23 protein-coding genes are annotated in these 25,842 nt (G+C 62.8%); 10 read left to right on the top strand and 13 right to left on the bottom strand.

Annotated elements, in window-relative coordinates; all coding sequences use genetic code 11:
* The first annotated feature begins 36 nt into the window (after positions 1-36).
* Positions 37-711 (top strand): MgtC/SapB family protein, encoded by a 675-nt coding sequence (locus AB3G35_RS16210; RefSeq protein ID WP_169844221.1) that lies wholly within the window; start codon positions 37-39, stop codon positions 709-711.
* A gap of 44 nt (positions 712-755) precedes the next feature.
* On the opposite strand, the gene AB3G35_RS16205 is transcribed toward AB3G35_RS16210, so the two are convergent.
* The 5 genes from AB3G35_RS16205 to AB3G35_RS16185 form a co-directional block, all read right to left on the bottom strand.
* Positions 756-1,793, bottom strand: a complete 1,038-nt coding sequence (locus tag AB3G35_RS16205; protein WP_369781765.1) for a FecCD family ABC transporter permease — start codon at positions 1,791-1,793, stop codon at positions 756-758.
* Positions 1,790-2,833 carry a FecCD family ABC transporter permease gene (locus AB3G35_RS16200; RefSeq protein ID WP_369781764.1) on the bottom strand — a complete coding sequence of 348 codons (1,044 nt, stop codon included), beginning with the start codon at positions 2,831-2,833 and terminating at the stop codon, positions 1,790-1,792. Before AB3G35_RS16200 ends, AB3G35_RS16205 begins: the two co-directional genes overlap by 4 nt.
* A gap of 3 nt (positions 2,834-2,836) precedes the next feature.
* A complete protein-coding gene (gene fepB, locus AB3G35_RS16195) occupies positions 2,837-3,724 on the bottom strand; it encodes a Fe2+-enterobactin ABC transporter substrate-binding protein (RefSeq protein WP_167380454.1) in 888 nt (295 codons plus the stop codon).
* Positions 3,717-5,036, bottom strand: a complete 1,320-nt coding sequence (locus tag AB3G35_RS16190; protein WP_086797360.1) for an NtaA/DmoA family FMN-dependent monooxygenase — start codon at positions 5,034-5,036, stop codon at positions 3,717-3,719. Before AB3G35_RS16190 ends, fepB begins: the two co-directional genes overlap by 8 nt.
* A gap of 75 nt (positions 5,037-5,111) precedes the next feature.
* A complete protein-coding gene (locus AB3G35_RS16185) occupies positions 5,112-7,202 on the bottom strand; it encodes a TonB-dependent receptor (RefSeq protein WP_369781763.1) in 2,091 nt (696 codons plus the stop codon).
* 223 nt (positions 7,203-7,425) lie between these two features.
* Between AB3G35_RS16185 and AB3G35_RS16180 the strand changes: the two genes are divergently transcribed.
* On the top strand, positions 7,426-8,220 hold the full coding sequence (locus AB3G35_RS16180; protein ID WP_369782750.1) for an IclR family transcriptional regulator: 795 nt from the start codon (positions 7,426-7,428) through the stop codon (positions 8,218-8,220).
* Between the two features lie 3 nt (positions 8,221-8,223).
* On the opposite strand, the gene AB3G35_RS16175 is transcribed toward AB3G35_RS16180, so the two are convergent.
* On the bottom strand, positions 8,224-9,012 hold the full coding sequence (locus AB3G35_RS16175; RefSeq protein WP_134048671.1) for an ABC transporter ATP-binding protein: 789 nt from the start codon (positions 9,010-9,012) through the stop codon (positions 8,224-8,226).
* 135 nt (positions 9,013-9,147) lie between these two features.
* Positions 9,148-10,362: an MFS transporter gene (locus AB3G35_RS16170; RefSeq protein ID WP_369781762.1), complete on the bottom strand. Its 1,215-nt coding sequence runs from the start codon at positions 10,360-10,362 to the stop codon at positions 9,148-9,150.
* Between the two features lie 122 nt (positions 10,363-10,484).
* Between AB3G35_RS16170 and AB3G35_RS16165 the strand changes: the two genes are divergently transcribed.
* Complete coding sequence (locus tag AB3G35_RS16165; protein WP_016781138.1) at positions 10,485-10,943, top strand: helix-turn-helix domain-containing protein; 459 nt, start codon at positions 10,485-10,487, stop codon at positions 10,941-10,943.
* Positions 10,944-11,022: 79 nt separating this feature from the next.
* On the opposite strand, the gene AB3G35_RS16160 is transcribed toward AB3G35_RS16165, so the two are convergent.
* Genes AB3G35_RS16160 through AB3G35_RS16150 form a run of 3 tightly spaced genes read right to left on the bottom strand, consistent with a single transcriptional unit; the run spans position 11,023 to position 13,621 of the window.
* Entirely contained in the window at positions 11,023-12,204 is a 1,182-nt protein-coding gene (locus tag AB3G35_RS16160; RefSeq protein WP_016781137.1) for an acetyl-CoA C-acetyltransferase, read from the bottom strand.
* A 26-nt stretch (positions 12,205-12,230) separates the two neighbouring features.
* Positions 12,231-12,890 (bottom strand): CoA transferase subunit B, encoded by a 660-nt coding sequence (locus AB3G35_RS16155; RefSeq protein ID WP_016781136.1) that lies wholly within the window; start codon positions 12,888-12,890, stop codon positions 12,231-12,233.
* Positions 12,891-12,922: 32 nt separating this feature from the next.
* The gene (locus AB3G35_RS16150) at positions 12,923-13,621 is read right to left on the bottom strand and encodes a CoA transferase subunit A (RefSeq protein WP_016781135.1); all 699 of its coding nucleotides are present in this window, start codon (positions 13,619-13,621) and stop codon (positions 12,923-12,925) included.
* A 132-nt stretch (positions 13,622-13,753) separates the two neighbouring features.
* On the opposite strand from AB3G35_RS16150, the gene AB3G35_RS16145 reads away from it, so the two are divergent.
* Positions 13,754-14,632: a LysR family transcriptional regulator gene (locus AB3G35_RS16145; RefSeq protein ID WP_369781761.1), complete on the top strand. Its 879-nt coding sequence runs from the start codon at positions 13,754-13,756 to the stop codon at positions 14,630-14,632.
* Positions 14,633-14,818: 186 nt separating this feature from the next.
* Here the strand turns inward: AB3G35_RS16145 and AB3G35_RS16140 are convergent, their stop codons facing one another.
* The 3 genes from AB3G35_RS16140 to AB3G35_RS16130 all read right to left on the bottom strand — a co-directional run bounded on the left by AB3G35_RS16140 (position 14,819) and on the right by AB3G35_RS16130 (position 19,200).
* Positions 14,819-16,948 (bottom strand): FAD-dependent oxidoreductase, encoded by a 2,130-nt coding sequence (locus AB3G35_RS16140; protein ID WP_369781760.1) that lies wholly within the window; start codon positions 16,946-16,948, stop codon positions 14,819-14,821.
* A 75-nt stretch (positions 16,949-17,023) separates the two neighbouring features.
* The gene (locus AB3G35_RS16135; protein WP_016781132.1) at positions 17,024-17,851 is read right to left on the bottom strand and encodes an alpha/beta fold hydrolase; all 828 of its coding nucleotides are present in this window, start codon (positions 17,849-17,851) and stop codon (positions 17,024-17,026) included.
* Between the two features lie 17 nt (positions 17,852-17,868).
* Positions 17,869-19,200: an MFS transporter gene (locus AB3G35_RS16130; RefSeq protein WP_029611439.1), complete on the bottom strand. Its 1,332-nt coding sequence runs from the start codon at positions 19,198-19,200 to the stop codon at positions 17,869-17,871.
* Between the two features lie 392 nt (positions 19,201-19,592).
* Here AB3G35_RS16130 and AB3G35_RS16125 point away from each other — a divergent pair, with 392 nt between their 5' ends.
* Genes AB3G35_RS16125 through AB3G35_RS16100 form a run of 6 tightly spaced genes read left to right on the top strand, consistent with a single transcriptional unit; the run spans position 19,593 to position 25,807 of the window.
* Entirely contained in the window at positions 19,593-20,327 is a 735-nt protein-coding gene (locus AB3G35_RS16125) for an SDR family NAD(P)-dependent oxidoreductase (protein WP_369781759.1), read from the top strand.
* Between the two features lie 22 nt (positions 20,328-20,349).
* Positions 20,350-21,123: an SDR family NAD(P)-dependent oxidoreductase gene (locus tag AB3G35_RS16120; RefSeq protein WP_016781129.1), complete on the top strand. Its 774-nt coding sequence runs from the start codon at positions 20,350-20,352 to the stop codon at positions 21,121-21,123.
* A gap of 10 nt (positions 21,124-21,133) precedes the next feature.
* Entirely contained in the window at positions 21,134-21,763 is a 630-nt protein-coding gene (locus AB3G35_RS16115) for a nuclear transport factor 2 family protein (RefSeq protein WP_016781128.1), read from the top strand.
* 9 nt (positions 21,764-21,772) lie between these two features.
* A complete protein-coding gene (locus tag AB3G35_RS16110) occupies positions 21,773-22,846 on the top strand; it encodes an alkene reductase (RefSeq protein WP_106116698.1) in 1,074 nt (357 codons plus the stop codon).
* The gene (locus AB3G35_RS16105) at positions 22,843-24,705 is read left to right on the top strand and encodes a long-chain-acyl-CoA synthetase (protein ID WP_095039588.1); all 1,863 of its coding nucleotides are present in this window, start codon (positions 22,843-22,845) and stop codon (positions 24,703-24,705) included. The genes AB3G35_RS16110 and AB3G35_RS16105 overlap by 4 nt, the downstream gene beginning before the upstream one ends.
* Complete coding sequence (locus AB3G35_RS16100) at positions 24,698-25,807, top strand: MBL fold metallo-hydrolase (RefSeq protein ID WP_106116699.1); 1,110 nt, start codon at positions 24,698-24,700, stop codon at positions 25,805-25,807. Before AB3G35_RS16105 ends, AB3G35_RS16100 begins: the two co-directional genes overlap by 8 nt.
* Positions 25,808-25,842: the final 35 nt, after the last annotated feature.

The raw sequence follows: 25,842 nt of genomic DNA, 5'->3' as shown, positions 1-25,842 counted from the left end.
ACTGCGCAGGCAGATGCTCTGGTTCGAGGGATTGGCATGATTTCAGAATGGGAAATGATTGGCCGTTTGCTGCTGGCAGCGGTGCTCGGCAGCCTGATTGGCTTGCAGCGCGAGCATCAATTCTGGACGGCGGGTTTGCGCACGCACATGCTGGTGGCGACCGGCGCATGTTTGTTTATGACGGTGTCGGCCTTCGGCTTTCAGCAGGCGCTGACCCAGCCGGGCACGCAACTGGACCCTTCGCGGATTGCTGCGCAGATTGTCACCGGCATCGGCTTTCTCGGGGCCGGCTCGATCATGATGCGCGGTGAAGTGATCAAGGGGTTGAACACGGCGGCGAGCCTGTGGGCGGTGGCGGCCATCGGCATGTCGATTGGCGGCGGTATGTATCTGTTGGGTGTGGCTGCGACCGTGCTGATTCTGGCCATCCTGATCGCCATCGGGCCGATCGAGCACCGTTATCGCGATTATATAAAGGTCCATGTGATCAAGCTGGTAGCGCCGACGGGTGTGCTCAATCGTAAGAGTCTTGAGGCGTTTTTGGGCGTGGATGCCGTGCGCCTCAAGGAGGTGCTGGTCGAGCAGGGGCCACAGATGGGCACTGAAAGCGTCACGGTCGAATTCAAGAAAACCAGTCGGGTTGAGACCGCCGAGTTGCTCAAGCGGATCTTGACTATTCCAGAGGTCAGGGAAGAACCGGCCCCCCATTGATTGAATGGGGGGCTGCAGGCAGGGGCCACGCGATTGCGCCAGCGTTAAAGCTTGCGACTGCCGGCCAGCAACCACAGCAGGTAAAGCCCGCCCAGCAAACCGGTAGTCAACCCGATCGGCAAGTTGAGGTGCTGGGTGAAACGCTGGCTGACCAGGTCGGCCACCAGCAATAGCAAGGCCCCCATCACCGCACCTGTCAGCAACGGGATATCGGGCGAAGCAGTCAGCCTGCGGGCCAGCTGCGGCGCTGCCAGGGCGATAAAGCTGATAGGGCCGGCCGCCGCCGTGGCAATGGCCGTGAGGCCTACCGCCGCCATCACCATGAGCAGGCGCGAACGTTCAACACTCACGCCCAGTTGGCTGGCGGTGTCGTCGCCCATTTCCAGCAGGTTCAGTTGCCGGGCCTGGTAGACCGCAACGGGGGTGATCAGCACCAGGCCCAGCGCCGCTGGCAGCACATGGGCCCAGGTGCGGGTGTTGAGTGAGCCGGACAGCCACAGCTGCGCCGTCATGGCCTGGTCGAGATCGCCGGTCACCAGCAGGATAGTGTTGAGCCCGGTCAGCATCGCGCCAACACCGATGCCCACCAGCACCAGGCGGTAGCCGCCGCTGGTGCGACCCTTCATCGACAGCACAAAGACCAGGGCTGCGGTGCATATGCCACTGAGCACTGCGGCCAGTGAGGTGCCCAGCGGCCCGGCATTGAACAGGATGATCTGCACAATCGCACCGCTGGCCGCTCCGGTGGTGAAACCGATGATGTCCGGCGAGCCGAGGGCATTGCGCGAGATGGACTGGAAGATCGACCCCGCCATGCCCAACGCCGCGCCGACGCAGACGGCTGTCAGTACCCGGGGTAAACGGACACGCCAGATCACCCGCTCGGCGGTGGGGTTGTCACCCGCTCCGAACAGGCTGGCCAGCACTTCGCCGGGGCTTAGCGCCAGCGTGCCGACGCCCAGCAGCATGGGCCCCAGCAACAGGGTCAGGACCATCAACAGCGTGCCGATCAGCATCACTCGCGGGCGCCAGAGCAGTGAATATGAAGCAAAGCGGATGACCGCAGGCAGGGCAGTTTTCATAGTTGACTCAATCGGTACTTGCGTACCACGGCAATAAAGAACGGGCCGCCCAGCAACAGGGCGATGATCCCCGCAGCGACTTCGGACGGGGCCACTACCACGCGCCCGAGCACATCGGCTGCCAATAGCAGGATGGCGGCATACAGGGCGGAATAGGGCAGGATCCAGCGCTGATCCGGGCCGACCAGCAACCTTGCAATATGCGGTGCCACCAGCCCGACAAAACCGATTGGGCCGGCGCCGGCGGTGGCCGCGCCGGCCAGCAGCATCACCGCCAGGCACGCCAGCAGCCAGGTTGAACGCGGGCTGGCGCCCAAGGCCAGGCCCATGTCCTTGCCCAACGCCAGCACATTGAGGTTGCCGGCAATCGCCAGGGCGATGGCGCCGCCCGGGATCACGGCCGCCAACAGCACCCAGGCGGCTTGCGGGCCGCTGCGCTCTAGGGAGCCGGAGGCCCAATGGCGAAACTGGTCGAAGACGTCGGCAGGAGCATTGAGGATAAAAATGCCGGTGGCCGATACCAGCATGATCGACAGCCCGGCTCCGGCCAGGACCAGGCGCACCGGGTTGCAGGTGCCGGCATGGGCCTGACCGATGATAAACACGGTGACCCCTGCCAGCCCTGCGCCGATAAAGGCGAACCCCACATAGGCCAGTGGCGTCACCAGATTGAACGCGGCCGCTCCTATGATGATTGCCAGTGCAGCACCTGCATTGATACCCAGCAGGCCCGGCTCGGCCAGCGGGTTGCGCGTGACCGCCTGCATGATCGCTCCGGCCATCCCCAGCGCCAGCCCGGCCAGGACCGCCACCAGGGTGCGCGGGATACGCAGCTCGCGCACTATCAGGTGGACGTCGTTTTGCCGATCATAGGTACCCAGCGCATCAAGGACCTGGTTCAGGCTCAGGGGGCGTGAGCCGAGGGCCAGGCTCAGCCCCACCATCAGTACCAGCAATCCCAGGCCGCCCACCAGGCCGCGCAGGCGTTTACGGTGTGGCTGCTTGAACCGTACCGCGGTTCGCTGAAGAGACAGGGCCATGACTCAGGGGAAACTCCGTGCGACGGTATCGATCATCTGCTTGCCCGAGTAGTAGTCGATGCGAAACGAACTGACCCCCAGTGGGTACACCTGTTTGTTGCGCACCGCAGGCAGATTGGCCAGTACCGGGTCGGCGAGAAACGCCTGTACATCGGCATCACTGCCGCCGAGCAGGAACACGCTGTCACCGGCAATGACCCGGGACAGGTTCTCGCGGGATATAAAACCCACGTCCGAGCTACGCCGCACCTGATCCTTGAGTGCGTCAGGCAAGCCCGCTACGGTAAACCCCAGTGCGCTGAGCAAGCGTGCCTGGGGGCTGGCGGGCAACCCTACCGAATAACTGCCTGCAATGTTGTAGCCCACCACACTGACCGTGCCCGGGGGCGGGGTCAGGCCTGAGGCGACCTTCAGGGTGTAGGCATCGAAGCGCTGGATTGCAGCCTGCGCCTGCTGCTCCAGCCCGGTGACCTTGCCCAGTTCGACGGCCATTTCCTGCCAGCTGTGATTGGAATAGTTGACCACGGCGCTATTGATGCCCTGGGCCTCAAGCTCGGCCTGATGTTGCAGCACGCTGTCGGCACCGGTGGCCGACACCACCAGCAGGTCAGGGGCCCAGCCGATCACGGCCTCAAGATCAAACTGCAGGTTGGGATACAGCACTTGCACTGCGCGCTGGTCGGCGACTTCGGCCCACTGCCGGAAAAAACCCTTGGCATCTGTCAGGCGGCTGGGTGCGGCAGCGGCGGTGGCAATCACAGGTGCATTTATTGCCAGCAAGATCCCGGTCACGCTGGGGGTGGTGGAGACGATGCGTTGCGGTTTGTCGGCGGCGTGGGCCAGCCCCGTCAATAGCAACGCGACCAGGGGCAAGGCGAGTGTTCTAAGCATGCTCGCGACCCTCGTTAAGGTGATGGGCAAAGGTCGTGCCGCTGTAGCCCTGGCGGAACAGCCCGGCCTGCACCAGACGCGGCATCAGCTGTTGAAGAAACAGATGCACCGACTCCACCGAGCCGCCCGGGGCGGCAATGAAACCGTCAATCGCACCGCTGTGGGCCCAGTCGATAATCTGCTCCAGGGCGTCGTCCACTGTGCCCACCACTTGCCAATGCGCTGCAGAGATCACCTCGGGGCGCAGCAGCAACTGCTCGAGGGTCAGGGATTCACGCTCGATCAGGCGGCGCAGCAGGCTGTTGTGGGTGCGGCTGCCGGCATCGGGCGCCACAGGTGGCAGGTCGGTGCGGGTCACCGGGCGGCCTGGGGGCCAGTCAGTCAGGTCGAGGCCGATCATGTCCTTGATCGACGCCAGTTTGCGCGGCTTGTCCAGCCGCGCGTGGGTTTGCATAAACAGGGCGCGGGCCTCTTCGCGGGTGGCGGCCAGGTACAGGCTCAGGCCAGGCAGCAGCCGAATCCCGGCGGGGTCGCGGCCGTGGCGCAGGGCCCGCTGCGAGAGATCGCGACGCAGTTCCAGGGCGGCTTCCTTGTCGGGCGTCGGGGCGAAGACCAGGTCTGCCACCGAGGCGGCAAAATCGCGCCCCGATGCCGATGCACCCGCCTGGATCAGCGGGATGCGCGGGCCGGGGTAGGCGGGCAGGTTGAGCGGCCCCTTGACCTTGAGGTGCTTGCCGTCATGGTCGATGGCATGCACCTGGGACGCGTCAGCATAGTGGCCGCTGGCGCGGTCGATCTTCAATGCCGCGTTGGGGAAACTGGCCCACAGTTGCTGCACCACCGACGTAAATTCGGCGGCGCGCTCATAGCGTTCCTCGGCGCTGGGCATTTGCTCCAGGCCGAAGTTTTCGTGGCCCTGCAGGGCGGTCACGATATTCCAGCCGGCGCGGCCACGGCTCACCCAATTCAGCGATTGCAACTGGCGGGCCACCACATAAGGCGGAAAAAAGGTGGTCGATACCGTGGACACCAGACCGATATGCGACGTTTCCCGGGCCACGGCAGCGAGCAGCACTGTGGGGTCGAGGCTGGCAAAGCCTGAGCCGCTGTCGAGCATGTGCATGGGCATGCAGCTGACGTCGGGGCGAAACACGAAATCCAGGTGCGCGGCTTCGGCGCGCACCGCCAGATCGATGGCGTAGTCTGCGGTGAAAATCTCTTCGATATTGCTGTTTTCCCGTCTCCAGCCATCGCCGCTCAACCAGGTAGGGGCCAGCGACAGGCCTATATGCAGGTGTTTGTGGGTGCTCATAAATGCAGGTTTCCAGCTTGAAAAAAAACCAGGGCAGCCCGCCACGGGGCCGCCCGTTCATGGGCAGGCAAAGGCTCAGAACGCGCCCTTGACCCCGATACCGAACATGCGCGGCGTGGTCATGCTCGCTTCCAGGCCGCCAATGCCACGGTTTTGCTGCATATAAATGGCGGAGCGGTCATCGAACAGGTTTTTCACATAGCCATACACTTCGATGGCCTCGCTGAAACGATGGCTCATGCGTGCATCGGTCAGGGTGTAGGAGTCGATGGTCAGGCTTTTGCTGTTGGCCGTGTCGGAGTAGTAGCCGTCGTAATGACGCACCTGTACCGACAGATTGGTTTTTTCGGTGATGTCCCAGCTCGGCCCAATGCTCAGTGTGTAACCCGGCGAGCGAGCGAATTCGTTGGCCTGATACGCCTCGTTGCTGGAGATCTTGTCGATGCGGGTGCGCAGCGTGCCCAGGCTGGCGCGCAGCTTAAGGCTGTCGAGTAGCTGATAGTCGGCGCCCAGCTCCAGGCCGTAGCCGTGGGCTTTTTCAGCATTGATGGTGTAGGACTGGGCAATACCCGGGGAGACCACTACTGGGATGTTGTACTGGGCATCCTTGAAGTCCATGTAAAACAGGTTGGCGCTGAGGATCAGGCGGTCATTCAGCAGATTGGCGCGGGTAAACAGTTCGTAGTTCCACACCGACTCTTCCTTGAAGTCCTGCCACTGGCGGGTAGTCAGGTTGAGCGACATGCCACCCGGGTTATAACCGCGGCTGATCATGGCGCCCAGTGTCCAGTCCGGGGTAGCGGCGAAGGCCAGCGACACCTTGGGCAAAAAGGCCGAGAAGGTTTTCTGATAATCCAGCGGCCCCGGTGCCAGCACCGATGTGCCCTGGCGGTCGATGCGGTCTTGCTGGTAGCGCAGGCCGCTGCTCAGGGTCCAGCGGTCGTTGAGGCGGTAATTCAACTCACCGAACAGGCCGAAGTTTTCCTTGGTGTCATCAAAGCTCGACAGGCCGGAGAGTAAAAGCGATTCGTCGGATTTGGTGCGGGCTACATAGACCCCGCTGACTCCGCTGAACTCGCTGTGCTGGTCGCCAAACACCAGGCGGGTTTCGTTGGAAATATTGCTTTGCTTGATATCCGCATCACCCTGGCCAGCGATACCGGTGTAGCGCTTGACGCTGGAGTGGGAGTACTGCGCCTGGTTGAACAGTTTGATGCCGTTGTCGAAGTCATAGCTGACATCCAGGATCCCGGTGTTGGTGGTCTGTTCCCAGGACGGCATGGTGTTGGTGATGTGGTCGAGTTTGTGGAAGGGTTTGGAAGCTGATTCCTGGCTCGGGCGGTTGCTGTCGTTGTGGGCCAGGGTGAGCTTTGCCTGCAGCCCGGTCATCGAACTCGGTAACCACAGCAGCTTGGCGCGGGCATTGAGTGCGCTGAAGTCCTGATCAGTCTTGCCCTTCTGGAAGTTGGGGCTGGTGTAATCGATAAAGGTGTCGCGGGCCGAGTAGTCCACCGCCAGGCGCCCGGCCAGGTCTTCGCCCATCAGCGGGCCGGAGAGGGCAATCGAGGTGCGCTTGTGGTTGTAGTTGCCGATCTCGGCCTGGTACAGCGCCTCGGGGGTGAAGGTGGGGTTTTTCGTGTTGACGATAATCGCCCCGGCAATCGCGTTGGCACCCTGGGAGGTGGTCTGCGGGCCGCGGAACACCTCGATATTGTCCAGGTCCCAAACCGAGGTGGCCCCAAAGAACATCTCGTTGTAGTTCAGGTAGTGGCCGTCCAGGTTGATGGTGGCGCGGGGTACCGTGCCGCCCCAGAACACATTCTGGCCATTGTTTGGCCCCTGGCTGTCCATGCCGCGAATCACCGGCGCGCCAACGGTATCGGTATAGATGACGTTGGGTACGCCTTCGAGCACTTCATGCACGGTGGAGTCGCCGGTTTTTTGTTCGTCGATCTCGCGCCCCGAAATAACCGTTACCGACGAAGCAGTGCTCTTCAGGTCACGCTCGAGCTTTTCGCCCGTCACGGTAATCGGCTCGAACACCAGTGCCTGTTTTTTATCGCCAGCAAGCGCTTCATCTGCCAGTGCGGCGCTGGCGCCAAGCAGGGTAGACAGGGTCAGTACGCTGAAACCGCACGTCAGCTTTCGGGGGGAGTAGGCCTTCAAGAGATGCTCCAAATGAGAATGATCCGCGTTATGGTGATCGTAGCATGTGGCTATCACGTTCCTCAATAAAGAATTGATTCCTCTATGTGGTATTTGTTGGCGTGCTATATGCTGGATTTTGTCGCAGGCGACGCCTGCCAAAGCCGGTATCATGCGCGGCGTCGATTGATGCCTATTGAGAAACAGCCGCGAGACAGTGGCGAGGAGAGAACCCTTGAAAAACCTGAAGGCACCGGATGACGATGCACCGGACACCCCGAGCGAAAAGCGCTCGGGCACCATCCAGTCGGTGGCGATTGCAGCGCGGTTTCTCAATGTGCTGGCCAGCGCCGAACGCGAACTGGCCTTGGGCGAAGTGGCGCGTCGCACCCAAACCGGCGGTTCGACGACTCATCGATATTTGCAAAGTCTGGTCAAGGAAGGGCTGGCCAAGCAGGATCCGGCCAGTGGCTTGTACGACTTGGGCCCGGCGGCATTGAGCATCGGCATCGGCGCGTTGAAGCGCGTGGATGCGGTGGAAATTGCCGCCCAACACATGAAGTCGCTGGCCCATGAACATGCGGCCAGTGGTGGTGTGGCGATCTGGACCGACCGCGGGCCGACGCTGGTGCGCTGGTACCGCAGTGCCTTTTTTTCCATCAGCCCGCTGGCGTTGGGCGATATCCTGCCGCTGGACAACACCGCCTGTGGCCTGGTGTTTCAGGCCTGGTTGCCGAAAACCACCATTGATGCCGCGCGCAAGCAGCAACCGGCGCATTTTCGCGGCACGCCGCCAACCAAGGCGGTACTGGACGAAGTGCGCCAGCGTTGCTGGGCTGAACTGACCAGCCACTTGCTGTCCAATGTCACCGGCCAGGCCGCACCGGTGTTTGATGCCCAGGGCGAACTGGTGTGCGTGATGACCACAGTGACCGACCTGGGCCAGCTCAAGACACCAGAGGACCGCCAGGCACTGTTCCACGCTGCCCACCGGGTCAACCAGTCCACCGGTGGCTTGCCCTGGCAGGGTGGCGAGTAAGCCCTAGGCAGGCACCCGGGGCTTGGGCACCACCAGCGGGGTGCCGGTCACCGGGTCGGCGATGATGAGCGACGCCAGGCCGAATACCCGTTCGACCAGGCTTTCGGTAAAGACCTCGGCTGGCGCTCCCTGGGCGACAATGGCCCCGTCTTTCATCGCAATGATGTGCGAGGCATAGCGAGAGGCCTGATTGAGATCGTGCAGCACGGCGACGATGGTGCGGCCTTCGCGGTTAAGCCGGGCGAGCAGTTCGAGCAGTTCGATCTGATGGGCAATATCGAGAAACGTGGTGGGCTCGTCCAGCAACAGGATCGGTGTTTGCTGTGCCAGCACCATGGCAATCCAGACCCGCTGGCGCTGGCCGCCCGACAACTCGTCCAGCAGGCGTTCGCCCAGCTCGCTGACCCGGGCCGCAGCCATTGCAGCACTCACGGCTTGCTCGTCGGCCGGTGACCACTGGCGCAGAAAAGACTGATGCGGGTAACGACCGCGCGCCACCAGATCGGCCACGGTGATGCCATCCGGCGCCGTAGCACTTTGCGCCAGCAGGCCGAGCCGACGCGCCACCTCTTTGCCGGGCAATGCATGGATCGGCGTGTTGTCGAGCAACACCTGCCCGGTTGAGGGCACCAGCAGGCGCGACAGCGCCCGTAACAAGGTGGACTTGCCGCAGGCATTAGGGCCGACGATCACGGTAAACGAGCCATCGAGAATGTTGACGCTGAGGTCGGTGGAAATGGTGCGCTGATCGTAGCCAAGGGTTACGGCATCGGCATGCAGGCGATGGGGCATCAGTCAGGATTCCTGGCGTCGGTGAGCTGGCCAGTATCACTCATATGGAATTTGTTCCGCAATACGGAACGGTGGCGAGTGCTGCCGCGGCCCGTATGAGTGAGCGAATGTCACAGGGCCGGCCGACCTGTACGACTACGCGGGCAGGGCCGTTGCGGGGGCATGACGCAATGTGGCTGCCCAGAATCCTAGGGCAGCCAGGCTCACTCCGGCGCCGAGCAGGCATACGCCGTTCCAGCCGAATGAGGCATGCACGGCCGTGGAGGCCAGCGCCCCCGATCCGCTGCCGACGGCATAGAAGAGCATGTAGCAGCCCACGGCCCGGCTGTGGGAGTGGCCCGGGCTGCTGAAAATCATGCTCTGGTTGGTGACATGTACGGCCTGCGCGCCAAGGTCGAGGATGACAATGCCAATCACCAGCCACAGCAGCGACCAAGGGGCCAGCCACAAGGCTGCCCAGGCCAGTATCAGCAACCCCAGGGCCGCACCGGTTGTTCTTTGGCCCAGGCCTTGGTCCGCCCAACTCCCTGCGCGTGAGGCTGCCAGTGCGCCCGCGACGCCGACCAGGCCAAAGGTGCCGATGATGGTATGTGAGAATTCATAGGGGGCCTGAGTCAGAAGGAACACCAGCGCGCTCCAGAAAATACCCAGTACCGCGAAGATAAACAGGCCGAGCATGCCGCGAATTTGCAGCACGCGATCGTTCCTGAGTAACACAAACATCGAGAGCACCAACTTGGGATAGGCCATCGGTGCCGCCGTGGGCCGCTGTGATGGCAAGACTTTGCACAGGATCAGGGCCAGCGCGGCCATCACCAGCGCCGAGCCTAGATAGACCCAGCGCCACCCGGCCAGATCGCTTATCAACCCGGCCGCCAGCCGTGACAGCAGCAGGCCGATGACCACGCCGCCCTGAACCGTGCCCAGCACCCGGCCCTGTTCCTGTGGCCGTGCTGCGGTGGCGGCGAAGGCAATCAGGCCTTGGGTCATGGCGGTGCCCAGCAGCCCAACCATCATCATGGCCAGCAGCATGATCGCCGCAGAACCAGTGATGCCGAGGCAAACCAGCGCCGCAACCAGGGCGCCGATCTGGGCCAGCATCAAGGTGCGGCGGTTCAGTTGGTCACCCAGCGGCACGACTAACAGCAATGCCAGCACACTGCCGACCTGTGTTGCAGCCATCACGCCACCTGCTGCGCCCGGGTTGATGGCAAAGTCGGCGGCCATCTGGTCAAGCAGGGGTTGGGCGTAATAAACATTGGCTACGCTCAAACCGCTGGCGCAGGCAAACAGCCCTACCAGTGCGGGAGAAGCCGCGGTATTGACCGGGTTAAGATGATGACATGGCACGGGCGGACCTCTCGGCAATCTAGTCTCGAATTAAGACTTGTTTCATTCTAGGTCAACCAGTCTTAAAATGAAACTCGTTGCTCGACGTCACCCTGACATCCCGTTTCACCAGAGGAGCCTGCATGGTCAAGCCGCTTACTGATTCTGCCTCAACTGCCCCAGCCTGCCCGGTGGCCCGGGGGGTGGACTTGATCGGCGATCGCTGGTCATTGTTGATCGTACGTGACGCCTTTGATGGCGTTCGCCGCTTCGGGGATTTCCAGAGTGGTCTGGGCGTTGCGCGCAGCGTGCTCACCAACCGCCTGAAGAATCTGGTGGAAGCCGGGATTTTCGAGGTGCGACCCGCATCAGATGGCACCTCGTATCAGGAGTATGTGCTGACGGCGAAAGGCCAGAGCCTGTTCCCGGTGGTCGTGGCGTTTCGTCAATGGGCCGAGCAGCATCTGTTTGCTCCCCACGAGGCACATTCGCAGTTGGTGGACAGCACCACTGGCCAACCGCTGGGCCTGATGCAGCCGGTGACTGCGCAAGGGCAGGTGATTGCCCCCGAGCAAACCCGGGTGAAAAAAAACCCGGCGTAACCGAGGTCACGCCGGGCGTACTGCCAGCCAGCACTTGGCTATCGTGGAGCTGCGTACTGGCTGTTTGAACGCTTGGCCCTCAGTCGCGCTCGATGGCCAGGGCCACGCCCATGCCACCACCGATGCACAGGGTCGCGAGGCCTTTTTTCGCATCACGCTTGATCATCTCGTGCAACAACGTCACCAGCACCCGGCAACCCGAGGCGCCGATCGGGTGGCCCAGGGCAATGGCACCGCCGTTGACGTTAACCTTGTTCATGTCCCATTCCAGTTCCTTGGCCACGGCCAATGATTGCGCGGCAAAGGCTTCGTTGGCTTCGATCAGGTCCAACTGATCGATGTTCCAGCCAGCCTTGCCCAGGCACGCGCGGGTGGCCGCGACCGGGCCGATGCCCATGATTGCCGGGTCGACCCCGGCGTTGGCGTAACCGGCGATACGGGCCAGCACGGGCAGGCCCAACGCCTTGGCCTTGTCGGCACTCATCAGGATCACGGCAGCGGCGCCGTCATTGATGGTCGATGAGTTGCCGGCAGTGACGCTGCCATCCTTTTTGAACGCAGGCTTGAGCTTGCCCAGGGACTCGGCGGTGATCCCGGCGCGGGGCTGTTCGTCGACTTCGAATGACAGCGGGTCGCCCTTGCGCTGAGGGATCAGAATCGGCGTGATTTCGTCAGCGAAGCGCCCGGACTCGATTGCCGCGCTGGCTTTTTGTTGCGAGGCGGCGGCAAACGCGTCTTGCTGTTCGCGACTCAACTGGTACTTGTCTGCCAGGTTCTCGGCGGTGATGCCCATATGGTAATCGTTGAAGGCATCCATCAAGCCGTCGTGCAGCAGGCTGTCGAGCATCTTCCCATGGCCCATGCGCAAGCCGGTACGGGCTGCGGGCAGCACATAGGGGGCCAGGCTCATGCTTTCCATGCCCCCGGCGATCACCACCTCGGCATCGCCACAGCGAATGGCCTGGGTAGCCAGGTGCAAGGCCTTGAGGCCCGAACCGCAGAGCTTGTTGAGGGTCAGTGCCGGAACCGTGTTGGGCAGGCCGGCAAGGATCGACGCCTGGCGTGCCGGGTTCTGCCCGCAGCCTGCGGTGAGCACCTGGCCGAGGATCACTTCATCCACCTGGTCACCCTTCAGGCCGGTTGTCGCGAGCAACTGACGGATCAGCGCAGCGCCCAGTTCGGCGGCCGGGACAGTGGCCAGTGAGCCTTGAAAGCTGCCTATCGCAGTACGGGTGGCGGCAACAATAACGACATCTTGCATCAAATCTCTCCTGAAAAATGGGCGGCTCAAGCGAACTGCATTTGCGGGACATGCTCCGGGACGATCAACTTGCCTGCGGTTTTGCGCACGATCTCGTCAATGCTGACGCCGGGGGCGCGCTCCTTGAGAATGAAGGCGCCGTTTTCGATCTCCAGATAGGCAAGGTCGGTCAGCACGCGCTTGATGCATCCTGCGCCAGTCAGTGGCAGGCTGCAACGCGACAGCAGTTTGGACTCGCCGTCCTTGGAAGCGTGGGTCATGGTGACGATAATATTGTCTGCGCCGGCTACCAGATCCATCGCGCCGCCCATGCCCTTGACCAGTTTGCCGGGGATCATCCAGGAAGCGATATTGCCCTGTACGTCGACCTCGAAGGCACCGAGTACGGTGAGATCGATATGGCCGCCGCGAATCATCGCGAAGGATTCGGCCGAAGAAAAAATCGAGGCCCCGGTGCGGGCCGTCACGGTTTGCTTGCCGGCGTTGATCATGTCCGCGTCTGCTTCACCGACGCGGGGGAAGGCGCCCATACCGAGCAGCCCGTTCTCCGATTGCAGCATGACTTCCATGCCTTCGGGGATGTAGTTGGCGACCAGGGTGGGGATACCGATCCCCAGGTTTACATAAAAGCCGTCCTGCATTTCGCGGGCGACGCGCTGGGCCATTTGTTCGCGGGAAAGTGCCATGTGGGTACTCCGTCAGAGCTGGGGGAAGGGGATCAGGCGCGCTCGGTGAGCTGTTCGATACGTTTTTCAAACGTGCCGCAAATGATCCGGTCGACGTAGATGCCGGGGGTGTGGATCTGCGTCGGGTCCAGCTCGCCGGGCTCGACGATTTCTTCGACTTCGACCACGGTGATCTTGCCGGCCGTGGCGGCCAGGGGGTTGAAGTTTTGCGCGGTATGGCGATAGATCACGTTGCCGAAGCGGTCAGCCTTCCAGCCTTTGACAATCGCGAAGTCGCCGGTGATGGACTCTTCCATCAAATAGGTGCGCCCTTTGAACTCGCGGGTTTCCTTGCCGTCGGCAACGGGGGTGCCGACCCCGGTCGCGGTGAAAAACGCCGGGATGCCAGCACCGCCAGCGCGCATTTTTTCGGCCAGCGTACCTTGCGGGGTCAGTTCCACTTCAATTTCGCCGCTGAGCAATTGCTTCTCGAACAAGGCGTTTTCACCCACATAAGAAGCAATCACCTTGCTGATCTGGCGGTCCTCCAGCAACACACCTAGGCCAAAACCGTCAACGCCGCAGTTGTTGGAGACCACGGTGAGATCGCGGATGCCCTGGCGCTTGATCTCGTTGATCAGGTTTTCCGGGATGCCGCACAGGCCAAAGCCGCCGGCAATCACGGTCATGCCGTCCTTGAGCCCGGCCAGCGCCTCTTCGTAGGTCGCCACGCACTTGTCGAAACCAGCCATATGCACCTCTTTTATTGTTAGTGGGCTGTCGTCAGCCGTTTGCAGCAGTGTTACTGCCGGTGATTGTTTTGTTAAGTTGATTTTTAAGGTGAATTAATAGATAAAAGAAATTAATCAGCGTGAGGCTATGTGATGACCGTCAAACAGATCCGCGCCTTTCTTGCCGTGGCCCAGAGCTTGAGTTTTGCGGTGGCCTGCCAGCGCCTGCATTTGTCGCAGTCGGCCCTGAGCCTGACCATCAAGGCCCTGGAAGAGGGCCTGGGCGGGCGCCTGTTCAGCCGCACCACGCGCAATGTGGCCCTGACTCCCGAAGGTGAATCGCTGCTGCCCCTGGCCCGGCGCCTGATCGCTGAATGGGACAACGCCGAGGACGAGATACGTCAGCGCTTTACCCTGCAACGTGGACGCGTGACCCTGGCGGCCATCCCGTCGTTCGCGGGTAATTTGCTGCCGTCGATCCTCAAGGATTTTCGTGTGCGTTACCCCAAGGTCAATGTCACGGTCAACGACGTGATCAATGAGCAGGTTCTGGAGCTGGTTGGCGATCGGCAAGTGGAACTGGGCGTGGCTTTCGAGCCCGCGCCGGGTTCTTCGTTGACCTTTACCCCGTTGTACAGGGACCGTTTTGTCGCCGTGGTACCGCGTGACTCAGCGCTGGCCGGGCATACCCTGATTGACTGGCACACCTTGCTGCAGCAGCCCTTTATCACCTTGCAGCGGCCTTCAGCCGTGCGGGTCATGCTGGAGGAACACTTGCAGGCCCGGCAGATGAAACTGCCGGTGGATTTTGAAAGCCATCAACTGGCAACGGTGGGGCGCATGGTCGCCTGCGGGCTGGGTGTCAGTGTGGTTCCAGCCTTGTGCGCCGAGCAGATGCGCGAACTCGGTGCATGCTGCATCACCCTGCATGAGCCGGTGGTGGAGCGGGCCATCGGGGTGTTGACCAAGCCCGGCCATGAGCTGTCTGCCGCGGCCCAGGCGATGTTTGACTGTTTGCTTGAAACGCCCTGATGAGCCTGCTTTCGTCGCCACGGCAAAAGTAACAATGTGCAACAACAACCCGCTCTTGTGGGAGCGGGCTTGCTCGCGATGGCAGCACTTCGCTCATTCAGACAGAACGAGGTGCCTGCATCGCGGGCAAGCCCGGCTCCCACAGAGAAAGTATGTCGCTCGCAAAACCCTGAAGCGGCTAGCGGATCAGGCTTCGCGCCCGGCCTTGTGCCCGGCGCTGATGGCGCCTTCGATGTAGCCGATACTGTGGCAGTCGCCAATGCTCCTGGCGCTCAGGCCCGCCCGGGTCAGCTCGTCGAGCAGGCCGGTATCGGGCTGGGCACCGATAGCCAGCACCACGGAGTCGGCCTCGCTCTGCGCCGAGGTCCCATCGGCCAGTTGATAGCGCACGCAATGACCTTCAATGGCGCTGACGCTGGCTCCGGTGATCAGCTGGCCGCCATGCACATGAATCTCATGCAGCACCCGCCAGCGGCGCACAATGGCCAGTTCGCGGCCCAGGTGGGTACTGCTTTCCAGTACGGTCACCTGGCGCCCGCGGGCAATCAGGAACTCCGCCAGCTCCAGGCCCACCAGGCCGCCACCGATAATGGTCACGCGCTTGCCCAGCGGCATCCACACCCGTGACAGTTTTTCCATGGCTTCACGGCTGTCGGTGATACCAGTCAGGCTGCCGGCTTTCATCATCGCCCGTTGGGTAAAGGACAGTTTGCGTTTGGCGATTTCTTCAGCGCGGTCGCCGGTCATCAGGCGACGCAGTTCGTCGCCGCTCCACACATGGTCCTGATCGGCGCCGGGAATCGCCGGGGCCGCACGTTCGGCTCCGACGGCCACAAGCACCTGATCGGCGCCCAGGTCGCGCAGCAGGGCAGGGCTGGCCTGGGTATTGAGGCGGATATCTATCGACGACTGCTGCACCTGCACCTTGAGGTTGTCCAGTAACCGCGCGTTTTCGGCATAGGCCAGACCTGCGAAAAACAGCGTGCCACCGAGGCGGTCGCTGCGTTCGAGCAGGGTCACGCGGTGGCCGCGCAAGGCGGCGATGCGTGCGGCTTCCATGCCCGCCGGCCCAGCCCCGACCACCACCAGATGTTTGGGCGTGGCCGTGGGGCCGATCACGTATTCGAACTCATGGCCGGTCATGGGGTTGACCGCGCACTTGACCCGTTCGTTGATAAAAATCTGGCTCACGCACACATAGCAATAGATGCACGGGCGGATGCTGGCTTCCTGATCGTGGAGCAGCTTGTTGGGCAAGTCGGGGTCGGCCAGGAACTTGCGCGCCATTGCGATAAAATCACAGTCGCCACGCTTGAGGGCTGCTTCACCGACATCCGGCTCGATGCGCCCCACGGCAATCACCGGCACCTGTACGCTGCGCTTGAGGGCGGCGGTCCATTCCAGATAACCGCCGGGCTTGTGCACCAGTGGCGCCTCGGTAAACACCACGCCGCTGGTGATTCGCGCAGTGGCCGATACGCTCACGGCATCTACCCCGGCGGCCTCTGCCAGGCGCGCCACGGCTTTAGCGTCTTCAAGATTGATGCCGCCGGGGGTGTGCAACTCTTCGGCGTCCAGGCGCAGCCACACGGCAAATTCATGGCCGACCTTGGCCCGTATGGCCGCGATGATTTGCAGCAACAGCCGGGCGCGGTTTTCCAGCGTGCCGCCGTATTCGTCTTCACGCTGGTTGTAATAGCCCGACAAGAAGCCGGCGATGATGTAGCCGTGGGCCGCGTGGATCTCCACACCGTCGAAACCGGCGCGCTTGGCGCGATCGGCGGCACAGGCAAACCAGTCAATCATCTGCGCGATATCGGCGCTGTCCATCACCCGGATCGGCGAGCCTTCGGCGCGGCGTTTCATGGAGCTGACAAAGTTGGCCAGTTCTTCAGGCGTCAAAGCGGCCATCATGTCGCTTTGCAACACGGGCGGTACCGAAGGCACCCACAGTTGCCGGCCTTCAGCCATGTCGCGCACTGCAGTCTTGCCCGCGTGCTGTAACTGCATGGCGATTTTGGCGCCGTGCTGATGCACGCGTTCGGCCAGGCGACTGAGCCCGGGGATAAAGTCATCGCTGGAAACGCCGACCTGGAATGGCTCGGCGGTGCCGGCCGGGAACGCCACCGAGCACACGCCCATGATCAGCAGCCCGGCACCGCCACGGGCGCGGGCTTCGTAATAGGCCTGGATGCGCTCGCCACACTGGCCATCGGCCTCGGCGAAATTGGAGCCCATCGGCGCCATGATGATGCGGTTGCGCAGTTCCATCGAACCGATGCGACCAGGTGCCAGCAACTGAGGGTATTTTGTCATTGTTATTTCAGCCCGAGCGGGTGTTGGAAGGGGCTGCGGCCGCCCGCAGGCAGCCGCAGTTGATACGGGTTGACCTCAACTGCGCAAAAACTCCAGGCACGCCTTGTTGAACAGCTCACGGTGTTCAACCTGCACCCAGTGCCCGCACTGGTTGAGCATGATAAAACGCGCATTGGGCGCGTGGTTCAGCACTTTCAGCGCGCCGGTGGCGGGGTTGAAGTTGTCGTTGGTGCCCCAGAAACCGAGGATCGGCGCCTGCAGTTCCTCAAGGCGTTCGGTCATGTTGGGCACCAGCATGGTGCTGAACAGATTGCGCGGCTGGTGTAAGGCCACGGCTACGCGCTCGGCCAGCAGGTTGTCGTCCAGTTGCGAGCTGTCGAACAGTTGCAGGCTCATGATCCGGCGCATCTGTTCGATGCCCAGCGGGCCTGCGTTGTACAGCTCGACCATGCGCTGGATGCCGATCATCTTGAAATAGGTCTCGCGCTCTTCAACACCGCCGGGGGCCATCAGGATCAGCTTTTCGACGCGCTCCGGCTCCGCCAGCGCCAGGCCCAGGGCAATCGCCCCGCCCAACGAGTTGCCGAGCAGGGTAGCGCGCTTGACGCCTACGGCCTTGAGAAAGCCCGACAGGGTGTTAACGAAAAACTCGAGGTCATAGTTCACCTCTTCCGGCTTGTCGGAGCGGCCGAAACCCGGCAAATCCACCACCAGGTTGCGAAACCCGGCAGCGACAAACTGCGGGTAGTTGCCCTTGAAGTTGCTGTAGCCGCTGGCGCCCGGGCCGCTGCCATGCAGCCACAGCACAACCGGGCCACTGCCCTCGTCGAGAAAGTGCAGGCGCAGGCCGTTGTCCAGTGTCACAAAGTGGCCGATGGGCAGGGGAAGGTCTTGTTCGGTCATCAGTCAATCTCCAGTTGTCAGGCAGTGGCCGCGTCAGCCAGCGGTGCTGGGGTAGGGGTCTTGTTCATCAGGTGGTTGCGATAGCGCGGCAGGGCCAAGGCCAGAAACACCGAGGCCAGGACCAGCAGCGAAACACAGGAGGCCAGGGCATAGCGCAGGCCTTCGTTGCCCAGGGTATGGGCGAAGCCGTCACTGAGCATGCCGATCAGTAGCGGCCCGACGCCAACCCCGAGCAGGGTCATGGCCATCACGAAAATCGCTGTGGCCTGCGCCAGTCGCGTGGCCGGGAACAGATGGGAAATCGCCCCCAGGCAAGGTGTTGCCCACCAGGTGCCGAAGAAGCTGAACACGCCATAAAACAGGAAAGCGCTGGGCACGGGGGTGTTGCCCACATAAAACGCGGTGCCCACCGGCCACAGAAAATAGGCCAGGCCAAAGGGGATGCTGATCAGCGTGCCCAGCAGCGGCACGCCGATTTGCCAGCCCTTGTCACGGCGCGCCAGGCGATCGCACAAGATGCCGCAGGTGAGGGTGCCGAACGTTGCCCCGGCGCCGCCAGCGACCCCGGCCAGCAGCCCGGCGTCCTGCAGGCTCAAGCCGTGGGAGCGGATCAGAAAGCTCGGGCTCCAGGTGCCGATGGCATAACCGGCAATGGCCGCAGAGCCGCCCGTGCAGACCAGCCAGAAAAAGGACGGGGTCTGGAACAACTGGCGCACCGTGACCGCCCAGTGGTCTTGCGCCACCAGACTGGGACTTACCAGCCGTGCCGGTTTGGGCGCGCGCACGGTGAGCAGCAGAAGCAGCCCGAGGAAAATTCCCGGCGCGCCGATGACCACAAATGCGAAACGCCAGCCGTAATGCTGGGCGATCCAGCCGCCCAGGCCCAGACCGAAAATCGCTCCCAGGCTTGAGCCCAGCATCAATACCGACAGGGCGGTGGAACGGCGTTCGGGCGGGTACAGGTCCGAGACCATCGCCATTGACGGTGCGGTCCCCCCGGCTTCGCCGATGGCCACCCCGATACGCGCTATCACCAGCATGGCAAAGCTGGCGGCGAAGCCGCAGAAAATGGTCATCACGCTCCAGGCGATACAGCTGAAGGCAATCACCTTCTTGCGCCCGATACGGTCGGACAGGCGCCCCAGTGGAAAGCCGAACAGGGTGTAGAACACGGCAAAGGTCACGCCTGAGAGCAGGCCGATACCGGTATCGGAAATGCCGAACTCGGCTTTGACCGGCTCGATCAAAATGGCCATCAGCAGCCGGTCTATGTAGTTGAAGATATAGATGGCAGCCAAGACGCCGAGTGCGTAATGGGTTCGCCAGGTGGGGCGCAAGGGTATGGACACGGTGGGCTCTCCCGGTTTTTGTTCTAGTGGGGGTGTTATTCCACGAAGGGGGGCTGGAGAACATCGTCCATTTAGACCAGCCGGTCATGCACAGGATCTCTCTGGGGATGCAAGTTGTAGCAGCTGCCGAGGAACGAAGGCTGCGTCCGGCGGCGAAGCCGTCGTAAAACCCTTTGGGTTCGGTGTTTCAGACACACCGCGTTTAACTGATTTACGACGGCTTCGCCGCCGGACGCAGCCTCGCGCTGCTCGTCAGCTGCTACGGTCGTCATCCGCTGCGGGGCTGCTTAGTCCCATCGGACGATGTTCAGCTTTTTGCGCCAGTCAATGATTGCTCCCATACACCGTCCGGGTTTACCGGCGGGCCAACATCGGGCAGGTGGGAGAACACGATGAAACTGCTGAATAAAGTGGCGTTTGTAACGGGTGCAGGCCAGGGCATGGGGCGGGCGATCGTGCGCCACTTTGCCGAGCAAGGGGCCAAGGTCGTTGCCGCCGATATCAACCTCGAAGCCGCACGCCAGAGTATTGAAGGCTTGGGCGACATGGCGCTGGCGGTGAGTTGCAATGTGGCCGACAGCGACTCGGTGGCCACTGCAATGGCGGGGGTTTACGCCCATTTCGGCAGCCTCGATGTGCTGGTCAACAACGCCGGTATCGGCTCCATCGATGCCTTCGCGCAAACCCCTGACGAGCACTGGCAACGGGTGATCGGGGTCAACCTCACCGGGACGTTTTTCTGCAGCCGTGAAGCGGTAAAACTGATGCTTGCCGCCGCCACGCCCGGGGTGATTATCAATATCTCCAGCACCGCGGCGCTGACCGGTGAAGGCCCCAGCCATTACTGCGCGGCCAAGGCCGGGGTAATGGGCCTGACCCGCAGCATGGCCCGCGAACTGGCAGGCAACGGCATACGCGTCAACACCATCGTTCCGGGCCCGACCAACACGCCGTTGATGGCCGACATCCCGGACGACTGGATGCAAAGCATGCTCAAGGCCATCCCCCTGGGCCGCATGGGCGAAACCCATGAAATCGCCCGTGTCGCCGCCTTTCTGGCCAGCGAAGACGCAGCATTCATCACCGGCCAGAACCTCGCGGTCAACGGCGGCATGGCGTTTATCTGACAGGCCAATGGGAGAGCAGAACATGGGTACTCGTTTACAGGGCAAGGTTGCATTTGTTACCGGCGCCGGTTCCGGCATCGGGGCGGCTACGGCGTTGCGGTTTGCCGAGGAGGGCGCGCGGGTGGTGCTCTGTGGTCGGCGCATCGAGCCATTGCAGGCCGTCGCTGCGCAGATCCGTGACAGCGGTGGGTGCGCCGAGTGCGCAGTGGCCGATGTCAGCAATGAAGCGGCCTATGTCGCAGCCATCAACGATGCGGCGCAGCGCCACGGCCGCCTGGACATTCTGGTCAACAACGCGATGGCCTACAGCTGGGGCGCGATTGACAGCACCTCGACCGCTGACTGGCATTCGAACTTTGCCACCACTGTGGACGGCACCTTTTGGGGCACGCGCACGGCCCTGGGCCTGATGCGTGCCCAGGGCAGCGGCTCGATCATCAACCTGGCGTCGATCTGCGGGCAGTTCGGTACGCCGTGGATGGCCGGTTACTCGGCCGCCAAGGCGGCGGTGATCAACTTCAGCCGCGCTGCGGCCAGTGAAGGTGCCAGCCACAACATCCGTTGCAACGTGGTCAGCCCGGGTGTGGTCGAGACCCCGGCCACGGCAGGCATGCTCACCGATGACAAGACGCGCACCAATACCGAAAAACTCATCCCGCTCAAACGCGTCGGCCAGCCGGTGGAAGTGGCCAACGCCATTCTGTTCCTGGCCAGCGACGAAGCTTCTTACATCACCGGTGCTTGCCTGCCGGTGGATGGCGGGCGCAGCAGCGAGCTGTACACGGTACTGGAATAAGGACCTTTTTATGGAACAGAACGCCTTGCTAGCCCGTCTCGACCGACTGGAGTCGATTGAAGAAATCCGCCAGTTGGCCGGCAAGTATTCGCTGTCGCTGGACATGCGCGACCTCGATGCCCACGTCAACCTGTTTGCTGAAGACATTCGCGTGGGCCGCGAAAAAACCGGGCGTGCGCACCTCAAGGCCTGGGTCGATGACACCCTGCGCGACCAGTTTCACGGCACCTCCCATCACCTGGGCCAGCACCTGATCGAGTTCACCGACCCCGACCATGCGGTGGGCGTGGTGTATTCCAAGAACGAGCACGAGACCGGCCCCGAATGGGTGACCATGCAAATGCTCTATTGGGATGACTACGAGCGTATGCAGGGGCGCTGGTATTTCCGCCGCCGCCTGCCGTGCTACTGGTACGCCAGTGACCTCAACAAACCGCCGATCGGCACGCAAAAAATGCGCTGGCCGGGGCGCGAACCCTACGCCGGTACGTTTCACGACCTGTTCCCGTCCTGGACCGAATTCTGGGCCCAACGCCCGGACAAGGAACAACTGCCGCAAGTGGCGCCAGCTGCCCCGGTCGAACACTTTCTTGCCACCCTGCGCCGCGGGGCTGGTGCGCCGAAAATTCGCGTGCGCTGAGGAAAAACCATGAGCATTTTGTTTGAACCCGTGCGCCTGGGCGAGCTTGAGCTGGCCAACCGCATCGTCATGGCCCCCATGACCCGTAGCCGCGCCGATGCGCAGGGCGTGCCGACCGCCGAAATGGTCGATTACTACCGCCAGCGTGCCTCGGCCGGGCTGATCGTTGCCGAAGGCACGTCGCCGTCGGCCAGCGGCCTGGGTTACTGCCGCACCCCGGCGATTTATACCCAGGCGCAGATCGCTGCCTGGAAAGCCGTGACCGCGGCGGTCCACGCCGAGGGCGGCCTGATCGTGCTGCAACTGATGCATGTGGGGCGCGCCGCCAGCGCGCTGAACAAGCCCAAGGGGGCCGCCACGGTGGCACCCTCGGCCTTGCGCGCCCGTACCCAGCTGTTTACCGATGCGGCCGGGCTGGTCGATACCGACGAGCCCCAGGCCCTGACGCTGGACGCTATCGGGCAGGTGATCGGTGACTACCGCCAGGCGGCATTGAATGCCCGCGCCGCCGGTTTTGACGGCGTCGAGCTGCATTGCACCAGCGGCTACCTGCCCATGCAGTTCATGGCGTCAGGCAGCAACCTGCGCGATGACCAGTACGGTGGCAGTGTCGAGAACCGCGTGCGTTTCCCGGCACAAGTGCTGGCGGCGATGGCGGCTGCCATCGGCGCCGGGCGCGTGGGCTTGCGGCTGTGCCCGGGTAACCCGTTCAACGATATTGAAGATCAGGACCCGCTGGGTACCGCCGTGGCGCTGTGCAAGGCCGCCGAGCCGCTGGGCCTGGCCTATGTACATATCATGCGCTCACCCCTGGCCGAGCTGGATGCCTTTGCCCTGGCCCAGCGTCATTGCAGCAACGGCCTGATCCTAAATGACGGCTTTGACGGCGAATCGGCACACGCCGCGCTGCAGGCCGGGCAGGGCGACGCGGTGTCGTTTGCCCGGCACTTTATCGCCAACCCGGACCTGGTCGAGCGCCTGCGCAGGGGCCTGCCCCTGGCCCGTTTCGAGCGCAAGACCCTGTATTCCCCTGGCCCTGCAGGCTACAGCGACTACCCCCTGGCCGAAGCGGTGAGCGCATGAATGACATGTCCCGGATCAGCGCACTGGTGGCGCCCACACAACAGCCCGTCCCGCGCCAGCAGACCCAGGCCCTGCTGGACTTGCGTTCTGCGGCCAGTGCCCGGATCAAACCAGCGGACCTGTACACCCTGGCCGACCGCCTGGAGGAGCAGGCCCGGGACTTTGCCGAGCGGCCCTTCTTGATCGCTGGCGAGCAGCGGTTCAGCTACGCCAGCGTGGAGGCCCAGGCCAATCGCATGGCCCATGTGTTCTATGCCAAGGGGCTGCGCCCGGGTGACGTGTGCGCGATTGCCATGGAAAACCGCCCGCAGTTTTTCTTCAGTTGGTTCGGGTTGGTTAAGCTCGGTGTGGTGGTGGCGTTCATCAATACCCAGGTCACCGGTAAGCCGCTGGTGCATGCCCTGCAATCCACCGGCGCCAAGGCGGTGGTGGTGGGCGAGGAGTGCCTGGGCAACCTGCTGGGCACCGATGGCCTGCCGGATGTGCCGCTCTGGCTGGTTGAAGATGCCCTCAACCCGTTTGATGGCCCGTTGCCGACCTTTGTCGATTGCGACTTTGCCGAGCAGATCAGGCAGGCGCCAGGCACGGTGTTCCCCCGTGACGTGCGCGCAGCGATCACGGCTGAAACCACCACCCTGCTGATTTTTACCTCGGGCACCACCGGCCTGCCCAAGGCGGCGCGCTACAGCCATATGCGCTGGATGTCTTCGGGTGACGTGATGGAGGTGACCCTGGGGGCCACCTGCGACGACGTGTTTTACTGCTGCCTGCCGCTGTACCACGGCGCGGCGGCCACCTCGGTGACGTCAACGGCATTGCGTGCCGGGGCGAGCATCGTCATGCGGCGCAAGTTCAGCGTGCGCGAGTTCTGGGCCGATGTGCGGCGCAATCGCATCACCGTGTTCCAGTACATCGGCGAGATTTGCCGCTACCTGCTCAACCAACCCGTGGTAGCCGGCGAGCGCGAGCACAGCTTGCGGCATATGCTCGGTGCCGGGCTGACCCCGGAATCCTGGCAACGCTGGTTGGAGCGGTTCGGCCCGATCCAGGTGTTCGAGGGCTGGGGCGCCACGGAGTCCAACGCCAACCTGATCAACGTCGACAACTATGTAGGGTCCTGTGGTCGTGTACCAGACTGGAGCCGCACCAATCTGCGCCTGGTGCGGTACGACGTCGAAAGCGACAGCCATCCCCGGGACGCAAACGGCTTCTATCAACTGTGCCAGCCCGGTGAACTGGGCGAGGCAATGGGCTTTATCATTGACCACCCGCAAATTGGCGGCGGACGTTTCGAGGGCTACACCCAGGCGGCCGCCACCGAGAGCAAGATCCGCCGCAACGTGTTCCAGGAGGGGGATGCCTACTGGAGTTCGGGGGACCTGCTGCGTTATGACGACGAGGGTTATTTCTACTTCGTCGACCGCATCGGCGACACCTACCGCTGGAAAAGCGAGAACGTTTCCACCCTGGAAGTGGCCGACACCCTGAGCGATATGCCGGGTCTTGAGCTGATCAACGTCTACGGTGTGCAGGTGCCCGAGCATGAAGGGCGGGCCGGGATGGCGGCGGTGCTGATGCAGCCCGGGCATGTCTTTGACCCGCAGGCCTTTTATGACCTGACCCTGGCGCGTTTGCCCCGTTATGCGGCGCCGGTGTTTGTGCGGGTCACCCCTGCAGCTGACCTGACTAGCACTTTCAAGCTGCGCAAGGTCGACTTGCAGCGCCAGGGCTACGCCCCGCAGTTTTTCAGCGACCCGCTGTTCGTGCGCGATGAAAGCAGCGCCAGCTATCAGCCGTATTCACTGCAGGTACTGGCCCGTAACGGCCTGCTGCCGTTTGCCGGGGCCAGCCATGAGTGATGACCTCGACGCCCAGGGCCATCAATGGCGTGATGGCCTGCGCTACCCCTGGCCGCAGGCCCCGGCCAACGGCCAGGTGCAGTTTGTGGCCGAGGGGGTGCTGTGGTTGCGCATGCCGCTGCCATTTGGCCTCGACCACATCAACCTGTACCTGCTGCGTCACGCTGACGGTTGGGTGGCGGTGGATACTGGCCTGAACAGTGATCAATGCCGCAGCGTATGGGAGCAGGTGTTTGTCGAGGCAATGGCTGGCTTGCCGCTCAAGGCGGTGATCTGCACCCATTTTCACAGTGACCATACCGGTGTGGTCGGCTGGCTGGCCGAGCGCTTCCGCTGCCCGGTGCTGATGACCCAGGGCGAGTTCGATGCCTTGCATCACGGTCCGCCCACGGCGGCAGAGCCGGACTGGGCGTTTCTGGATTTCTATCAAAAGGCCGGTTTCAGCGCCGAGCGCGCCACCTCGCTGCTACCGCTGATCCAGGGCGAGCACTTTCGCCCGCAGCTGGTGGCCGGGTTTACCCGGTTACGCCACGGCAGCGAACTGACCATCGGCGGGCGCCGCTGGCAGGTGGTGATGGGCAACGGCCATTCGCCGGAACACGCCTGCCTGTATGCCGCGCACGATGGCCTGCTGATTTCCGGCGACCAGGTGTTGCCGCGCATCACCTCGACCATCGCTGTGTACGTCACCGAACCTGCCGCCAACCCGCTGCGCGACTGGCTGGACTCCATCGAACGGCTGCGGGTGATCCCCGACAGCGTGCTGGTGCTACCGGCCCATGAGCGGCCGTTTTTCAACCTGCATCTGCGTCTGGACCAGTTGCGTGACCACCATCACAACCACCTGCAGCAGTTGCTCGCGGCCTGTGCACAACCGCGCACCGGGCTGGAGCTGATGGCGGTGCTGTTCAAAAAGCTGTCAGGCCGTTTCGACGAGCTGATGGCGCTTGGGGAGACGTTGGCGCACGCCAATTACCTTATGGCCGAGGGGGCGCTCGTTCGTGAGGTGCAAGGAGGGCTGCATCGTTATCGGCTGGCCCCGACAGGAGTCGCGAAATTCGACCCGCTTCAGTTGTGCTTTGCAGCATGCAATGACGCTTGAACCCATCGAAGCGGCCACCGAGTCGCGAATCAGGA

The sequence above is a fragment of the Pseudomonas sp. WC2401 genome (assembly GCF_041200115.1).
Classification (GTDB): Bacteria; Pseudomonadota; Gammaproteobacteria; order Pseudomonadales; family Pseudomonadaceae; genus Aquipseudomonas; species Aquipseudomonas fragi.
The sequence above is the reverse complement of the archived record's forward strand: the minus strand, read 5'-3'. Positions and strand labels throughout refer to the sequence as shown.

Coding starts and splice junctions, on each gene's coding strand:
- AB3G35_RS16200 (WP_369781764.1), bottom strand. CDS start 2,833: ATGGCCCTGTCTCTTCAGCGAACCGCGGTACGGTTCAAGCAGCCACAC.
- AB3G35_RS16125 (WP_369781759.1), top strand. CDS start 19,593: ATGAAACTGCTGAATAAAGTGGCGTTTGTAACGGGTGCAGGCCAGGGC.
- AB3G35_RS16140 (WP_369781760.1), bottom strand. CDS start 16,948: ATGACAAAATACCCTCAGTTGCTGGCACCTGGTCGCATCGGTTCGATG.
- AB3G35_RS16110 (WP_106116698.1), top strand. CDS start 21,773: ATGAGCATTTTGTTTGAACCCGTGCGCCTGGGCGAGCTTGAGCTGGCC.
- AB3G35_RS16190 (WP_086797360.1), bottom strand. CDS start 5,036: ATGAGCACCCACAAACACCTGCATATAGGCCTGTCGCTGGCCCCTACC.
- AB3G35_RS16120 (WP_016781129.1), top strand. CDS start 20,350: ATGGGTACTCGTTTACAGGGCAAGGTTGCATTTGTTACCGGCGCCGGT.
- AB3G35_RS16155 (WP_016781136.1), bottom strand. CDS start 12,890: ATGGCACTTTCCCGCGAACAAATGGCCCAGCGCGTCGCCCGCGAAATG.
- AB3G35_RS16100 (WP_106116699.1), top strand. CDS start 24,698: ATGAGTGATGACCTCGACGCCCAGGGCCATCAATGGCGTGATGGCCTG.
- AB3G35_RS16205 (WP_369781765.1), bottom strand. CDS start 1,793: ATGAAAACTGCCCTGCCTGCGGTCATCCGCTTTGCTTCATATTCACTG.
- AB3G35_RS16145 (WP_369781761.1), top strand. CDS start 13,754: ATGACCGTCAAACAGATCCGCGCCTTTCTTGCCGTGGCCCAGAGCTTG.
- AB3G35_RS16135 (WP_016781132.1), bottom strand. CDS start 17,851: ATGACCGAACAAGACCTTCCCCTGCCCATCGGCCACTTTGTGACACTG.
- AB3G35_RS16160 (WP_016781137.1), bottom strand. CDS start 12,204: ATGCAAGATGTCGTTATTGTTGCCGCCACCCGTACTGCGATAGGCAGC.
- AB3G35_RS16175 (WP_134048671.1), bottom strand. CDS start 9,012: ATGCCCCATCGCCTGCATGCCGATGCCGTAACCCTTGGCTACGATCAG.
- AB3G35_RS16210 (WP_169844221.1), top strand. CDS start 37: ATGATTTCAGAATGGGAAATGATTGGCCGTTTGCTGCTGGCAGCGGTG.
- fepB (WP_167380454.1), bottom strand. CDS start 3,724: ATGCTTAGAACACTCGCCTTGCCCCTGGTCGCGTTGCTATTGACGGGG.
- AB3G35_RS16165 (WP_016781138.1), top strand. CDS start 10,485: ATGGTCAAGCCGCTTACTGATTCTGCCTCAACTGCCCCAGCCTGCCCG.
- AB3G35_RS16115 (WP_016781128.1), top strand. CDS start 21,134: ATGGAACAGAACGCCTTGCTAGCCCGTCTCGACCGACTGGAGTCGATT.
- AB3G35_RS16105 (WP_095039588.1), top strand. CDS start 22,843: ATGAATGACATGTCCCGGATCAGCGCACTGGTGGCGCCCACACAACAG.
- AB3G35_RS16150 (WP_016781135.1), bottom strand. CDS start 13,621: ATGGCTGGTTTCGACAAGTGCGTGGCGACCTACGAAGAGGCGCTGGCC.